Source organism: Leifsonia sp. 10N434, assembly GCF_056394405.1.
In genome coordinates this window covers 83,067-97,948 of sequence record NZ_JBFTHV010000008.1, presented here as the reverse complement: position 1 = coordinate 97,948, position 14,882 = coordinate 83,067, and the positions used below count along the sequence as shown (strand labels likewise).

14 protein-coding genes are annotated in these 14,882 nt (G+C 68.3%); 7 read left to right on the top strand and 7 right to left on the bottom strand.

Annotated elements, in window-relative coordinates; translation table 11 throughout:
• Nucleotides 1-61 precede the first annotated feature (61 nt).
• Nucleotides 62-616, top strand: coding sequence for a MarR family winged helix-turn-helix transcriptional regulator (locus AC1DB1_RS17780; RefSeq protein ID WP_477201756.1), 555 nt, complete (start codon nt 62-64; stop codon nt 614-616).
• Between the two features lie 21 nt (nt 617-637).
• Here the strand turns inward: AC1DB1_RS17780 and AC1DB1_RS17775 are convergent, their stop codons facing one another.
• Nucleotides 638-2,119 carry an SDR family oxidoreductase gene (locus AC1DB1_RS17775; protein WP_477201755.1) on the bottom strand — a complete coding sequence of 494 codons (1,482 nt, stop codon included), beginning with the start codon at nt 2,117-2,119 and terminating at the stop codon, nt 638-640.
• 72 nt (nt 2,120-2,191) lie between these two features.
• The gene (locus AC1DB1_RS17770; protein WP_271176406.1) at nt 2,192-2,440 is read right to left on the bottom strand and encodes a hypothetical protein; all 249 of its coding nucleotides are present in this window, start codon (nt 2,438-2,440) and stop codon (nt 2,192-2,194) included.
• Between the two features lie 132 nt (nt 2,441-2,572).
• On the opposite strand from AC1DB1_RS17770, the gene AC1DB1_RS17765 reads away from it, so the two are divergent.
• Both AC1DB1_RS17765 and AC1DB1_RS17760 read left to right on the top strand, forming a co-directional pair.
• Nucleotides 2,573-2,914: a DUF7882 family protein gene (locus tag AC1DB1_RS17765; protein ID WP_271176407.1), complete on the top strand. Its 342-nt coding sequence runs from the start codon at nt 2,573-2,575 to the stop codon at nt 2,912-2,914.
• Nucleotides 2,915-3,030: 116 nt separating this feature from the next.
• Nucleotides 3,031-3,216, top strand: a complete 186-nt coding sequence (locus tag AC1DB1_RS17760) for a hypothetical protein (protein WP_271176408.1) — start codon at nt 3,031-3,033, stop codon at nt 3,214-3,216.
• Between the two features lie 29 nt (nt 3,217-3,245).
• On the opposite strand, the gene AC1DB1_RS17755 is transcribed toward AC1DB1_RS17760, so the two are convergent.
• Nucleotides 3,246-4,157, bottom strand: a complete 912-nt coding sequence (locus tag AC1DB1_RS17755) for a sigma-70 family RNA polymerase sigma factor (protein ID WP_271176409.1) — start codon at nt 4,155-4,157, stop codon at nt 3,246-3,248.
• Nucleotides 4,158-4,443: 286 nt separating this feature from the next.
• On the opposite strand from AC1DB1_RS17755, the gene AC1DB1_RS17750 reads away from it, so the two are divergent.
• From AC1DB1_RS17750 to AC1DB1_RS17740, 3 genes are all read left to right on the top strand, one after another.
• Complete coding sequence (locus tag AC1DB1_RS17750; RefSeq protein WP_271176498.1) at nt 4,444-5,850, top strand: MFS transporter; 1,407 nt, start codon at nt 4,444-4,446, stop codon at nt 5,848-5,850.
• 371 nt (nt 5,851-6,221) lie between these two features.
• Nucleotides 6,222-7,859 carry an alpha/beta hydrolase gene (locus tag AC1DB1_RS17745; protein WP_477201754.1) on the top strand — a complete coding sequence of 546 codons (1,638 nt, stop codon included), beginning with the start codon at nt 6,222-6,224 and terminating at the stop codon, nt 7,857-7,859.
• 131 nt (nt 7,860-7,990) lie between these two features.
• Nucleotides 7,991-8,374, top strand: coding sequence for a hypothetical protein (locus tag AC1DB1_RS17740; RefSeq protein ID WP_477201753.1), 384 nt, complete (start codon nt 7,991-7,993; stop codon nt 8,372-8,374).
• Between the two features lie 12 nt (nt 8,375-8,386).
• Here the strand turns inward: AC1DB1_RS17740 and AC1DB1_RS17735 are convergent, their stop codons facing one another.
• Nucleotides 8,387-9,352, bottom strand: a complete 966-nt coding sequence (locus AC1DB1_RS17735) for a DNA topoisomerase IB (protein WP_271176412.1) — start codon at nt 9,350-9,352, stop codon at nt 8,387-8,389.
• On the bottom strand, nt 9,349-10,290 hold the full coding sequence (ku, locus tag AC1DB1_RS17730) for a non-homologous end joining protein Ku (protein WP_477201752.1): 942 nt from the start codon (nt 10,288-10,290) through the stop codon (nt 9,349-9,351). The genes AC1DB1_RS17735 and ku overlap by 4 nt, the downstream gene beginning before the upstream one ends.
• Nucleotides 10,291-10,366: 76 nt before the next feature.
• Here ku and AC1DB1_RS17725 point away from each other — a divergent pair, with 76 nt between their 5' ends.
• On the top strand, nt 10,367-12,886 hold the full coding sequence (locus AC1DB1_RS17725; protein ID WP_477201751.1) for an ATP-dependent DNA ligase: 2,520 nt from the start codon (nt 10,367-10,369) through the stop codon (nt 12,884-12,886).
• On the opposite strand, the gene AC1DB1_RS17720 is transcribed toward AC1DB1_RS17725, so the two are convergent.
• Both AC1DB1_RS17720 and AC1DB1_RS17715 read right to left on the bottom strand, forming a co-directional pair.
• The gene (locus tag AC1DB1_RS17720) at nt 12,873-13,256 is read right to left on the bottom strand and encodes a nuclear transport factor 2 family protein (RefSeq protein ID WP_477201750.1); all 384 of its coding nucleotides are present in this window, start codon (nt 13,254-13,256) and stop codon (nt 12,873-12,875) included. The two genes, AC1DB1_RS17725 and AC1DB1_RS17720, sit on opposite strands and share 14 nt — an antisense overlap.
• On the bottom strand, nt 13,253-14,839 hold the full coding sequence (locus AC1DB1_RS17715; RefSeq protein ID WP_477201749.1) for a phosphatase PAP2 family protein: 1,587 nt from the start codon (nt 14,837-14,839) through the stop codon (nt 13,253-13,255). Before AC1DB1_RS17715 ends, AC1DB1_RS17720 begins: the two co-directional genes overlap by 4 nt.
• Nucleotides 14,840-14,882: the final 43 nt, after the last annotated feature.

Genomic DNA, 14,882 nt, shown 5'->3' with positions numbered 1-14,882 from the left:
TAGCTAGCCAAGTTAGTAAATAACTTAGCACGCATCTTGCCCGCTGGAATAGGATGAACTCATGACCTCGGACAAGGACGACGCGCGGCGCATCTCCAGCTCGCTGCTCGATCCCCGCGTCATCGATCCTCGTCAGGAACTCGTGCGCCACGACGACCTCAGCGAAGAGGAGCTCCTCCAGATCATCCGCGTCCTCACGGCCATCCGGACCTGGCGCGAGGCGGAGCAGAAGCTCAGCTTCGAGTCGCGCAGCCACATGAAGCTCAACGACACCGACATGAAGGCGCTGCGGTACATCATCGCGTCGATGAACGCCGATGTGGCCGTCACGGCCGGCGCACTGTCGGAGCACCTGCACATCTCGACGGCGTCGACCACCAAGCTGCTCGACCGGCTCGAGCGCGCTGGACACGTCGAGCGCCACGCGCACCCCAGCGACCGCCGGGCAGTCGTCATCTCGATCACCGAGGAGACGCACCGGGAGGTGCGCCGAACCATGGGTGTGCAACACGCCCGCCGCTTCGAAGTGGCGCGGAACCTCCCGCCGGAGGAGCGCGAGGTCGTCATCCGGTTCCTCAACGGCCTGGCGGAGTCGATCGCCGCGCCGATCGACTGACGGTCCCGGCCCTCCGGCGACTCAGGCGGGCGTGGCGACGCCCGTTCCGCTCTCGGCCTCGAAGACGATGCGGTTGGCCATCCCGTTGAAGATCACGCCGTGGAACGGCAGGATCGCGAACCAGTACAGGCGCCCGGCGAGCCCGGCAGGGAAGAAAACCGCACGCTGCCGGTAGACCGAGCCGCGCTCCCCCTGCTCCACCGACATCTCGAGCCAGGCGCGCCCCGGCACGCGCATCTCGGCACGCAGTCGCAGTTCGTGTCCCCGCTCGATTCGCTCGACCCTCCACCAGTCGAGTGCATCGCCCGTCTGCAGCCGGTCGGCGTCGCGCCGTCCCCGCCTGAGGCCGACGCCGCCCACCAGCTTGTCCGCCCAGCCGCGCACGGCCCAGGCCAGCGGGAAGGAGTACCAGCCGCGCTCCCCTCCGATCCCCTCGATGACCCGCCACACACTGTCGCGTGACGCCTCGGTCGACCGTTCGCGCACGTCCGTGTAGACCGTGTGCCCGGACCAGTCGGGGTCGCTGGGCAGGGGGTCGCTGGGGGCGCCATCGACCGACGAGTTTCGCCAGCTCGTCTCGACGTCTCCCGCGCGCACCTTGGCGAGCGCGAGCCGCACCGCCGTGCGGTATCCGGTGAGGCCGCCCTCTGGCCGTGGGATGACGTCGTCGATGTCGCGCTCCTGCACCACGCAGTCGTACTGCAGCGATTCGATGATCGGCACCGCGAGGCTCCGCGGGATCGGCGTGACGAGGTTCACCCACTGCGAGGCGAGCCAGGGCGTGAACACCGGGAGCGCAGCGATCGGGCGCTGCCGCAGACCGGCCTCGACCGCGAACCCGTTCATCATCTGGCCGTAGCGCAGGATGTCGGGGCCCCCGATGTCGAAGGCGCGATCGACGTCCGGCGGCAGATCGGCGGCGGCGCGGAGGTAGAAGAGCACATCGCGGATCGCGATCGGCTGGATGCGGTTGCGCACCCAGCGCGGCGCGGGCATGTACGGCAGCACCTCCGTCAGGTGCCTGATCATCTCGAACGAGGCCGAGCCCGAACCGATCACCACGCCCGCCTGCAGCACGACGGTCGGCACGGCCGAGTCGAGCAGGATGCGGCCGACGGCGACGCGCGAGCGCAGGTGCCGCGACAGCTCGACGCCGGCGGGATGCAGGGCACCGAGGTAGACGATGCGCGACACCCCTGCCCGCTCCGCCGCATCGGCGACCGTGCGGGCGGCGCCCGCCTCCTCCTCATCGAAATCACCGGATGCCCGCATCGAGTGCACGAGGTAGTACACGACGTCCACGTCGGCCATGGCGGCGGCGACGGACCCGGCGTCGTGCAGGTCGCCCGTGGCCACCTCGACATCGCCGGCCCACGGCACATCCGTCAGCTTCTGCGGCGAGCGCACGAGCACCCGCACGTCGAATGCGTCAGCGAGGAGGCGGGGCACCAGCCTCCCGCCGATATAGCCGGTCGCTCCGGTCACCAGGGCTCGTCGTGTCATGACGAGACCATACGCTCGACCCCGGAGAGGACTCTCAGCCGACCGTGGAGGTCGCTCCGGCGCGGCGGTATGTCAGTGCAGCACGTGGCGTGCGTGCCCGATTTCATCGACCGCCGCTGCGTGCCGGCGGGCGACCGTGAACGACGATTCGTCGGTCACGAGCACCAGCTCGACGCCCTTGCTGTGCCGAAGCACCACGAGGGTCGGCTCGCCTGTGCGAACGGCCTGCTCGGCCTGCGACAGGAAGATCCGCGCCATTTCATCCGAGGTGATGTACTCGCGTCCCCCGTGACGCACGATCCACGCTTCCCCGCGCTCCATCGCTGTCTCCCGTCGTTCCCCATCCAACGCTAGATCGCAGGGCCTGAGCGGCCAAGGGATTGACAACGCGCCGCCTCGATGCGTGCCGGGCGGTGCGCGCGCAGGCGCGTTTCGTCATGTACGGTTCATCGCATGGGCAAGCTCATCTACGCCGGCACGACCGAGATCGGATTCGACGACCGCGTCCTCGCGCACCTCCAGATCGTCGTCGGCTTGAAGCTGCGCCGCAAGGAAGGTTTCTTCTTCTCCTGGCGCGATGAGCAGAGCGTGGGAGACGGGCGCAGCGCGATTTGGATCGACCCGGCCATCCCGTTGCTGTTCCGCTACAGCGGGGGTCGCCAGCCCAAGATCAACAAGACCTGGCTCGAAGCACTCACCCTGTCGTCGAACAGCGCCCAGGGGCTGCAGCTCACCGAGGAGATCGGCGCGCTCGGAGCCGACGAGGTCAACGCGGACACGCCCCCAGGACGCTGATCTCGGGGTCGACGCTCGGTTGCGACGGCGTGCCGAGGGCGGACACCTGCCCTTGCCTCACGACGGGCGTGCGCCTACCGTTGATCGGAGAATCATGGCAGGAAGGCAGGCACGCCATGACAGACACGACCTCATCCGGCACGACGTCCGACGGCACAGCGCCCGACGCGCAGCCCGGCGACGCCAGTGCGGGGCAGCAGGACACGACCGAGCCCGAGACCGGGTCGGAGTCGACCGACCGTCCGGGCGACATCCCGTTCGAGCAGGCGGCGGCAGAACACGAGAACCCCGCGCTCGAATGAGCACGGGGTCCCGGTCGCGCTAGGTGCGGCTAGCGCAGGTATTCGAGCAACTCGGGGCTGCGCAGGCGCTTGAGGCTGCGCGTCTCGAGCTGGCGCACCCGCTCGCGCGTGATGCCGTAGATCTCGCCGACCTCGTCCAGGGTCATCGGCTTCTGACCGTCGAGCCCGAAGCGCATCCTGACGACCTTGGCGTCGCGCGGAGGGAGCTCGCGAAGGCGGTCCTCGAGGTCACGGTGGCGGAAGCCGACCTCGACCGCCTCGGGCGGTCCGGGGAAGTCGTCGTCCTCGATCAGGTCGCCGAGCTCGGCGCCCTCGTTCTCGCCGACCGGCACCGCGAGCGACACCGTCTCTGAGTCGCTCATCTGCAGCTTCCGCACCTCGGCGGGCTCGAGGTTCGAGGCCTCTGCCATCTCCTCCAGTGTGGGGGTGCGCCCCAACTCGCCGCCGAGATCGCGCCGGATGCGGTCCAGCTTGTCGATCTTCTCCACCGTGTGCACGGGGATCCGGATGAGGCGGGCGGTGTCGGCGATGCCGCGCAGGATGGACTGGCGGATCCACCAGGTGGCGTAGGTCGAGAACTTGTTGCCGGTGCGGTAGTCGAACTTCTCGACCGCGCGAACGAGTCCGAGGTTGCCCTCCTGGATGAGATCCATCACGGGCAGGCCGCGGCCGGCGTAGCGCTTGGCGATGCTCACCACCAACCGGAGGTTCGCTTCGATGAACCGTTCGAAAGCGCGCTTGCCGTCGTCGGCGAGCCACTGCAGTTCACGGCGTTCGCGCGGGGTCAACGCTGGTCGCGTGGCGATCCGCTCCCCTGCGAGAACTCCGACTTCGATGCGCTTCGCGAGGGCTACCTCTTCTTCGGCGGTCAACAGTCGCGTGCGGCCGATCGAGTTGAGGTAGTCGCGCACCGGATCATTGGTCACTTCGAGCACTGTCATTTGTTCATCCCGTCGGCTCGTATGGTCTGCTTGCTTCTGGTGCGTGGGGCGTCCGCCGGAGCGAACGCCACGAGCAAGGGTAAACATGTGCGAGAGACCCCCAACAAGGGGTTGACACTGTGAGCTGACCTACGCTAGGCGGCGGTTGTTTTTACCAGCGCATCCGATTGTGTCAAGCCCCTGCTGGGAACGGGCGGATGCTCGTAGGGTGCCGTCTGTGAGCGCGCATACATCGAATTCTCAGGCAACGACGCTGAAGACGATCGAGACCACCATTCCCGCGCGGATGGACCGGCTCCCCTGGTCCCATTGGCACTGGCTGGTCGTCGTGGGACTCGGCACGGTGTGGATCCTCGACGGCCTTGAGGTCACCATCGTCGGCGCCATCGGCAGCCGGCTCACTGAGCCCGAGAGCGGCCTCGGACTGACCACGGCGCAGGTCGGCCTCGCCGCCGCCATCTACGTAGCGGGTGCCTGCTGCGGCTCTCTGGTCTTCGGCTATCTGACCGATCGTTTCGGCCGCAAGAAGCTGTTCATCATCACCCTGGGCCTCTATCTGCTGGCGACCGTTCTCACGGCGTTCTCCTTCACGCCGCTGATGTTCTTCGTGTTCCGGTTCTTCACCGGGGCGGGCATCGGGGGCGAGTACGCGGCGATCAACTCGGCCATCGACGAGCTCATTCCGGCGCGACGCCGCGGGCTGGTCGACCTGGCCATCAACGGCTCGTACTGGCTGGGCACAGCGTTCGGCGCCGTGCTCACGGTCTTCCTGCTCAACACCGACATCTTCGCCGCCGATCTCGGCTGGCGCCTCGCCTTCGGTCTCGGCGCGGTGCTGGGCCTGGTCATCCTGCTCGTGCGTCGCAACGTCCCCGAATCCCCGCGCTGGATGTTCATCCACGGCTACGACGAAGGGGCGGAGAAGCTCGTCGCCGAGATCGAGGCCGACGTCGCGAAAGACACCGGAACCGAGCTGGAAGCCGTCCCCGACGACAAGGCGATCCGCATCAAGCAGCGCAGGACGACGGGCTTCGGCGAGATCGTGCAGGTCGCACTCTCGAAGTACCCCAAGCGCTTCGTGCTGGGCCTGTCGCTGTTCATCGGCCAGGCGTTCCTGTACAACGCGGTGTTCTTCACCTACTCGCTGGTGCTGACCAAGCTCTTGCACGTGCCGGATGACGTGGCGCCCTGGGCGTTGGTGCCGATCGCGATCGGCAACTTCCTCGGCCCGCTGCTGCTCGGGCACCTGTTCGACTCCGTCGGTCGCCGCTTCATGATCACTCTCTCCTACGTGGGTAGCGGTGTGCTCCTCGTCGGCACCGCCATCCTGTTCGACATGGGGGTGCTCGACGCGTTCTGGCTCACCGCCTGCTGGATGGTCGTCTTCTTCTTCGCGTCGGCGGGCGCCAGCAGCGCCTACCTCACGGTGAGCGAGGTGTTCCCGATGGAGACACGAGCCATGGCCATCGCGTTCTTCTACGCGGTCGGCACCGCCATCGGTGGCATCACGGGACCGATCCTGTTCGGACAGCTCATCGAAGCCGGATCGCACGCCGTCGCCATCGGGTACTTCATCGGCGCGGGACTCATGATCGCTGCCGGCCTGGTCGAACTCTTCCTCGGCGTCGACGCGGAAGGGAAGTCCCTGGAGGACATCGCTGAGCCGCTCTCGGCACAGAAGTCGCAGGACTGAGCATCCGCCGCGACCCTCTCCGGCGGGCGCCGAGGCATGCCCGCATATCACTGATCCAAGCATTCTCACGGGCGCCCTGACTTCCTAGGCTCTGATCGGCACCTCGACATCGCCGGTGCCGATCAGGTCGACTTGGGGAGGAAGCCGCCGGTGAACGACGTTCGTGCTGCGCTGAACAGACACTCGAAGGGCCAGCGCTCATGGGGGTGACGGTCGAGGACCCCGGCGCCGGCGAACCGGCCGGGATCCTGGCTCTCGCCCGCGGACGGTCCGCGAAGGCCGACGAGATCGCCGACGCGCGAAGCGAGGCCATCCGCGCACGCAACACCGTCTGCGGGTCCACCTGGACGGGGAAGGCCCGCGACGCCTTCGTGACGGCGATCGACGCCGTCACGCCCGAACTCGCCCTGCTGGAGCGTGGGCTTCGCGGCCAATCCGACGCCTTGCGAACCTACGCCGGCCGACTCGGTCCGCTCAAAGACGACCAGGCCGCCCTCGAGGCGCAGCGCCGGTCCGCTCGAGAGGCGCTGACCGCCGCCCAGTGGCAGGTTTCTTTGATTCCTTCAATCGGCGCGGATGCAGGGCTCTCGCTCGACGACGACGCCCGCCGCCGGGCGGTCCTCACCGAGACGGTCGAGACGGAGTCGTCGCGCCTACGCCGGCTCGACGCCGAATGGGAGCAGCTGGTCACCCGGCGGCGGCAGATCGACGCCGCCTGCGTCGCCGCGCTCAGCGGCGACGGCGTGCTGGGCCGGATGACGCGCCTCACCGCCGCCGCGGTCGTCAGCACCGACACCGCGGCCCTGCTGGCGATGCTCCGCGGGCTGTCGGCGACCGACCTCGCGGTGCTGCTGGAGCAGCGGCCGGTCATCGCGCGCCGGATCGCCGAGCTGTCGCCGGAGGACGCGGCGACCTGGTGGAAGAGCATGAACGGCGACGAGGAGGGCGTGCCGTCGGCGAGCCAGCTCCTGATCATCACTTCCATCCCCGGCGCCATCGGCAACCTCGACGGGGTCGCGTTCTGGGCGCGCGACCAGGCCAACCGGCGCGCACTCGACGCGGCCATCGAGAACGCGCTTCGTGACAACCGCGTGCCGCGCGCCAGTCTGCGCGCAATGGAAGCCGTTCTCGTTGCGCTCGGAGAAGGGCTGAGTGCCTCTCCCCCACGGCAACTCATTTCGTTCTCCCTCGACAAGGAGCCCAAGGCGGCGATCTCCGTCGGCGATCTCGACGCAGCGACGAATGCGACGTTCCTCATCCCCGGCATGAATACGACGGTAGAAGGCGACATGGAGAAGTTGACGAAGGCGGCGAGCAATCTGCAATACCTTCAGAGGCAGCTTTCACCCACGGGACGGAACGGCCAGGCGGTTGTGGCATGGCTCGATTACACGCCACCGCAAATTGCGGGTGGCCGGGCAGTGATCGAAGACGACTTCGCCGCGGCGGGTGCCGCGCGTCTTGGACCCGCGATCACCGGTTTCGAGCACAGCCGAACAGGCCCGACCGAGGTCTCGATCGTCGGGCATTCCTATGGAACTGCGGTGGCCTGCCTCACAGCCAGACAGACCCATGTGGATCACCTCGTGCTCCTCGGCTCGGCTGGTGCCCCCCATTCGACCTCCTGGTCGGTTGCGCTCGACGTTCCCCCCGGCGAGGTGTTCGCATCGCAGAGCCGCCACGACGGCTGGGCGCCGACGGGGCAATGGCTCAGCCGGCGGGTCGATCCCACCGATCCGGCGTTCGGGGCGTTCGTGTTCAGCTCGGAAGAAGGCGTCGCGGATGATGGATCGACCCTCCGCGGCGTGTCTAAACACGGCCCGAACGGCAATGGTGATCAGTCGAAACAGCTCAGCTATTTCGATCCGGACACCACATCGCTCTACAACACTGCCAAGATCACGGTCGGCCGGGGAGATGAACTCACCCGTGGAGGTGGCCCCCTGGAGAGGGCGGCCGAGAATCTCAACGAGCTTCTCATCGGCGACATGCCCAAGGACATCCGTTGAGAGCGGTGCGCGGGTGGAGATTTGGACTTACCGCCGTCGGTGTAGCACTCGCTCTCACCTCGTGCTCGTTGCCACTCACACTCCCCGATGACGGAACGAGCTTCACGCCGGAAGAGGCCCGATCCGAGGTAATGGACCTCTACGACGCGATGAGAAGCGCCTTCGGCGGTGAATGGACGGAGGACTCACGATCGTGGTACACATGCACACGTCCCGATGGCAGCGACGGCGCCCAGTTCACCTTCTTGGCGTTGCGTCGCGAGCAAGCGCTTCCTGAATCACGTCGGTCGATCGCGACGCAGATCAAAGATCTCTGGGAGACATTCGACCATCGCATTGACATCCCGGAGCCCAGTTCACCTCTGCCCGAACTGCTGATGCTGTCCGAGGCGCCGTGGGATGGCGCCCCTGGTCCCGATGGCAGACGTCTCGACGCGACTATCGGCACCGATCGCCTCGACTTCGGCGGGATGAGCCGCTGTGTCGAAGGCGAGCCGAACGACCAGATCCCGTAGGCGAGTCCGTCCTCAGCTCAGGAGTTCGAGCAGCGCGGGCTCCGGGGCGCGGCCGTTCGAGAGGTCGATGACGGTGCCGGCGCGGTAGCGGTCGAAGATGCGGGGGTCGATGTAGCTGTTGCGGGCGATCGTCGGGGTGTTGCCGAGGGCGTCGGCCGCCTCGACGACGGCGGCGGTCATCCGCTTCGCCTTCTCGCGGTCGGTGCCGCCCGTGCCGAGGTGCGCGAGCGCGGCAGCAGCGGTGATCGTGCCGTGCAGCGTGCGGAAATCCTTCGCCGTGAACTCGCCTCGGGTCTGACGCCGGATGTACTCGTTCAACGACGCGGGACGGATCGTGTGCCACGTGCCGTCCTTCCACGACAGCACCCGCGACCGCTCGCCCCTGGCATCCAGGACCTCGCCGAGCAGGGTGGCCACGTCCTCGTCGACGATCGTGCTCGTCCACTTCTGCGCGCTCTTCGCCGGAAAGGTGAGCGTCACCGCGTCGCCGTCGACCTTCACGTGGCGGCAGAGCAGCGTCGTGAGACCGCGGCTGCCGTTGGCGTGCAGGTACTCCTCACTCCCGATCCGCAACGACCCCAGGTCGATGATGCGCAAGGCCGCAGCCAGGATGCGGTCGCGGCCGAACCCCGGCTCACGCAGGTCGAGCGTGACCCGCCGCCGCGCTGACGGCAGCGTCTCCGCCAGCTGCAGCGCCCTGTCGAACTTCACCCGATCCTGATGCAGGCGCCACGACTCGTGGTACAGGTACTGGCGACGGCCCGCCTGGTCGATGCCGACCGCCTGGATGTGGCCGCGGGCATCCGGTGAGATCCAGACGTCCTGCCAGGCCGGCGGGATCACCAGCGACTGGATGCGCTCCAGTTCGCGCTCATCCACGATGGTGTTGCCGGCCTCATCCTGATACGACGGCCCCTTCTTCGAGGAGACACGCCGGTATCCCGGACCCGACGGGTCGCTGCGGCGCAGCCGCGTCACGCGGGCTTCTTCTTCGCTGCCGTCTTCTTCTCAGCGGGCTTCGCCGCCGGCTTTCGGGCGGTTCCGCTCTTCGAGGCCGACGCCTTCGTGCCCGTGCTCTTCGACGCCGAGCCCTTCGACGACTTCGCGGAGCCACCGGAGCCGGACCCCGAGCGGCTGCGCTCGACGCTGCGCTGCAGCGCCTCCATCAGGTCGATGACCTCGCCGCCGCCCGCGCGCTTCTCCTCCTCCTCGCCGAACGTCTCGGCCGTGTCGATCGCGTCGCCCTGCTCGAGCTTGGCGTCGATCAGCTTGCGCAGCTCGTCCTGATACTCGTCCGTGAACTTCTCCGGCTCGAAGTCGCCGGCGAAGCTCTCCATGAGCGCGTTCGACAGGTCGAGCTCGCGCTGCGTCACCCGTGGCGTCTCGTCCAGTCCCGAGAAGCTGGCCTCGCGGATCTCGTCGTTCCAGAGCAGGGTCTGCAGCGTGAGCACGTTGCCGCGCACGCGCAGGGCGCCCAGCCGCGTCTTCTGCCGCAGTGCGAAGTTCACGATCGCGGTGCGCTCGGAATCCTCCAGTGTCCGGCGCAGCAGCGTGTAGGCCTTGAGCGACTTGGAGTCGGGCTCGAGGTAGTAGCTGCGGTCGAACATGATCGGGTCGAGCTGCTCGTTCGGCACGAACTCGACCACGTCGATCTCCCGGCTGCGCTCGGCCGGCAACGACGCGAGATCCTCCGGCGTCAGCACCACGGTGCGTTCCCCGTCGTCGTACGCCTTGGCGATGTGCTCGTAGGGGATGATCTTCCCGTCGATCTCGCACCGTCGCTGATAGCGGATCCTGCCGCCGTCGGCGTCGTGCACCTGATGCAGTGCGACGTCATGGTCTTCGGTGGCGCTGTACACCTTCACCGGCACGTTGACCAACCCGAAAGTGATCGCACCCGTCCAAATGGCCCTCATTGCACCATCGTCACCGTAGACCGGGGCTTTTTCAACCAGTGATTGAACTTCGGACCTCCGGGCGTAGCGTTCTGTCATGCCGACATCCGACAGTGAGATGGTCGAAATCGACGGACACCGTCTCAAGCTGACCAATCTCGACAAGGTCCTGTACCCCGAGACCGGAACCACCAAGGCCGACGTGATCGGCTACTACAACGCGATCGCCGATGTGATGATCCCCCACGTGCGCGATCGGGCGGCCACCCGCAAGCGCTGGGTTCACGGCGTCGGCACCGCCGACCATCCGGGTGAGGTCTTCTTCCAGAAGAACCTCGACGAGGGCACGCCGAGCTGGGTGAAGCGCCGCACGATCAAGCACAAGACCAGCAGCAACGACTATCCGCTGGTCAACGACCGAGCCACCCTCATCTGGCTGGCGCAGATCGCTTCGCTCGAGGTGCACGTTCCGCAATGGCGGATCTCGCGCACCGGCACCCCGAAGAATCCGGACCGCCTCGTGCTCGACCTGGATCCCGGGGAGGGCGTGACCCTCGTCGACTGCGCCGAGGTGGCGCAGCTCGCGCGCGACATCCTCGTCGACATGGGGCTCGATCCGATGCCCGTCACGAGCGGCTCGAAAGGAATCCACCTGTACGCCGCGCTCGACGGCAGTCAGACCAGCGACCAGATCTCGGCCGTCGCTCATGAGCTGGCGCGGGCGCTCGAGGCCGACCATCCCGATCTGGTGGTCAGCGACATGAAGCGCGCGATCCGTGCCGGCAAGGTGTTCGTCGACTGGAGCCAGAACAACGCGGCGAAGACCACGATCGCACCGTACTCGCTGCGCGGCCGCCTGCACCCCACGGTCGCCGCCCCGCGCACCTGGCGCGAACTGGCCTCCAAGAAGCTCGCCCACCTCGACTACACCGAGGTGCTGGCCCGCGTGAAGCGACGCGGCGACCCGCTGGCCGACCTCTCGGCCGGTCACCTCGACGAGGAGGTGCACGGCGCCGCCGAAGACCGCCTGACCACCTACCGCAGCAAGCGCGATGCCGCGAAGACGCCCGAGCCGGTCCCCGAGGAGACGCCGCACTCCACGAGTGGTCGCACGTTCGTCATCCAGGAGCATCACGCGCGTCGGCTGCACTGGGACTTCCGGCTGGAGCACGACGGCGTGCTCGTCAGCTGGGCACTGCCGAAGGGACCGCCGACCGACCCCGGGCAGAACCATCTCGCGGTCCACGTCGAGGACCACCCGCTCGAGTACGGCGCCTTCGAGGGCGACATACCGCACGGGGAATACGGCGCAGGGCACGTGACGATCTGGGATGCCGGCGACTACGACGTCGAGAAGTGGCGCGACGACAAGGAGGTCATCGTCACGCTGCACGGAACGCCCGGTGGCGGCCTCGGCGGCGACCGGAAGTTCGCGCTGATCCACACCGGCGGCGAGGGCAAGGCCGCGCAGAACTGGCTGATCCACCTGATGAAGCAGGATGACGCCACGGGCACAACGAAGAGCACGGCGAAGAGCGCCAAGGGCACCACGAAGAGCACCGTGAAAAGCACGGCCAAGAGCACGAAGAGCACCACGAAGAAAGCGCCCAGCACCGCGTCGGCCCGCACCACCGCGTCCGACACGACGATCACCGGCGCGCCGATCTCCCCCATGCTGGCCACCCTCGGTTCCGTGGCCGACGTGCACGACGAGGAGGACTGGGCCTTCGAGATGAAGTGGGACGGCATCCGGGCGATCGCTGAGGTGGGCGGCGGCGCGCTCCGCCTCAGCACCCGCAACGGCAACGACGTCACGCGCAGTTACCCCGAGCTGAGCACGCTGGTCGATGTGGTCGGCGACCACGACGCGGTGCTCGACGGCGAGATCGTGACGCTCGACCCGCGCGGCCGACCCGACTTCGGCATCCTGCAGACCCGGATGGGCCTCACCAAGGCGGCCGAGGTCGAGGCCGCCATGAAGCGCGCTCCCGTGCACTACATGGTGTTCGATCTGCTCGAACTCGACGGCGAATCCCTACGCTCACGAACCTACGACGAACGCCGCGCAGCGCTCGCGAAGAACGTGAAGCCGCCCCGCAGGCACGCGGTGCAGGTTCCCCCGGCATTCGACGGCGACCTCGAGCACGCCGTCGACAGCAGCCGGGAGCTCGGGCTCGAGGGCGTGATGGCCAAGCGCCGCGACGGCACCTACGCAACCGGGCGCCGGTCGCGCACCTGGATCAAGATCAAGCACCACCGGATGGCCGAAGTCGTGATCGCCGGCTGGCGACCCGGCAACGGCCGTCGGGCGAACGCGGTCGGGGCGCTTCTGCTGGGCATCCCGGACGGCGACGAGCTTCGCTACGTGGGAAAGGTGGGCACCGGCTTCACCGATGCGATGCTCGACGATCTCAAGACCAGGCTCTCCGCGCATCCCAGGAAGACGAGCCCGCTCACCGATGTGCCGTCGCTCGACGCCCGCGATGCGCACTGGGTGCGTCCCGAGCTGGTCGGCGAGGTGGAGTTCGCCGAGTGGACGCCGACGAACCGGCTCCGTCAGCCGAGCTGGCGGGGGCTCCGGCTCGACAAGTCGATCGCGGACATCAATCCCGAGTAGCGCCGGCGAGGTTGTCGCCGGACTCACGGTACGTTCCGTGACCGGCGGCGACCAGGTCGCCGTCGAACTGCAGCACCTCGCAGACCAGGCCGCCGCGCTGGTTGCGGTAGTTGATCACGACCGTGTCGAGTCCCGCGTAGACATCGACGATCTCGAAACGGAGGTCGGGGATGCGTCGCAGCCCCTCCTCCCAGTACCCCCGGATCGCGGCCTTTCCGCGCAGCACCCCATCGCTCGCGTCCAGCAGCTGGCGGGCGACAGGCGACGTGAACACCGCGTCGTCGCTGAAGTGTGCCAAGACGGCGTCGAGGTCGTGCGCGTTCCAGCCGGCGAGCCAGTCGGCCGCGAATGCCCGGGCGTCGCTGATCATCCGTGGTTCTCCTTCTTGACAGGGGCGTACAGGCGCAGGCCTGCGGGGACGACGCGGATCGACAGGGGATGCGAACCGTCGGCGGCACGCGGAGTCTCCTTCGATGCCTCGCCGTCGTGCGCGTAGCCGGGGTCGCCACTCGCGTTGTCGTACGTCACGACGCGGAGCTCGACGTCGGTGGACGCGTCGACCGCCGGCGGCCCCTGCAGGAACGGCATGCGGGCGGCGATCGTGTCACCCTTGCCACCGAGGGCGAGCGCGAGCGCGCCCCGCGTCCGCGGCCTGCGATCGGCGCGCAGGATGCGGATGTCGAGCAGCCGGTCGTCGAGACGGCGTCGTTCGATCGGCGCGACCGTCACCGGGTAGTACCGGTCGACGCCGACGAAGATCGACCACACCTTCTGCCGGCGACCGTCGAGCTCGACGTCGATCGGGTCGGCCATCCGCAGGATGCGCACCGCGGCGAGCGCCGCCGCGAGCGGCTTGCCGAGTCGCCTCTCGTGCTTCTCCCGTTCGGCCACGAACGCCGGGTAGATGCCCACGGATGCCGTGTTGAGCACCGTGATCGGCTCGCCGTCGGCGACGGTCAGCTCGGCCACGTCGACCGGACGGCCGGTTCCGGCGATCAGCGCATCGATGGCGCTGTCGACCGAGTCGAGCAGCGCCGCCTTGGCGAAGTGATTGAACGTTCCACCGGGCATCACCATGAGCGGCAGGTCGACGCGCCGGGCGCTCCCGGCCATCGCCGCGACCGATCCGTCGCCGCCGTAGATGCCGAGCACACGCGGCGGTGTCGCCGACGCGAGTGCGGCATCCACCAGCTCGGCGATGTCGTCGCCCTTCGTGAGTTCGTGGACGACGGCTCGGGGCAGCCGGTGGCGCAGCCGCGGGATCGGGCTGGGTCGGCCCGCATCGTGTCCGGAGTTCGGGTTGACGACGATGAACGCCCCCTCGCCGTCGGGCAGGCTCGGCAGGTCCAGCGTGGCGGCCGTCGGCGCCTCGCGCAGCCGGGCTAGCGGGACGGGCTTCGAGGGGACGATGGCCTTGCCGATCAGCGCGGCCGTCATCCCGATGATCGCTCCACCCGCGACATCCGACGCCCAGTGCGCGCCGGTGTGCAACCGGGAGTATCCGACGGCGGCGGCCAGGGGCGCGAGCGCAGCGCCCGCCTGGGGAGACTCGAGCGCCGCGCCGGTGGCGAACGCGACGGCACTGGCCGTGTGGCCGGACGGGAACGACGGCGACGTCGGCGTGCGGTCGAGACGGCGGGAGATCGGGATGGAGGTGAGGGCCGGCCGCTCGCCGCCGACCAGCTGCTTGCCGATCAGGTTGGCCACCGCGCTCGCGATGCCGAGCGATGCCAGTCCGCGCGCCGCGGCGCGGGGCTTGCCCAGCGCCATGAGCACACCGGCTGCCGCGAACCAGAGCACGCCGTGGTTCGCCGCGGTCGAGAGATCACGCCAGAACGCGTCGGCGCCGCGGATCGTGCGACGGGCGTTGATCCGGCGGGCGATGCGCTCGTCGGCGCGTTCGATGCGCTTCGGCAGGTCGAAGGATGTGCGGCGACGGCGGTGCGGGGACATGCCCCCACCATACCCAGCGGCGTTTTCGTTGCCAGGGCGCGCT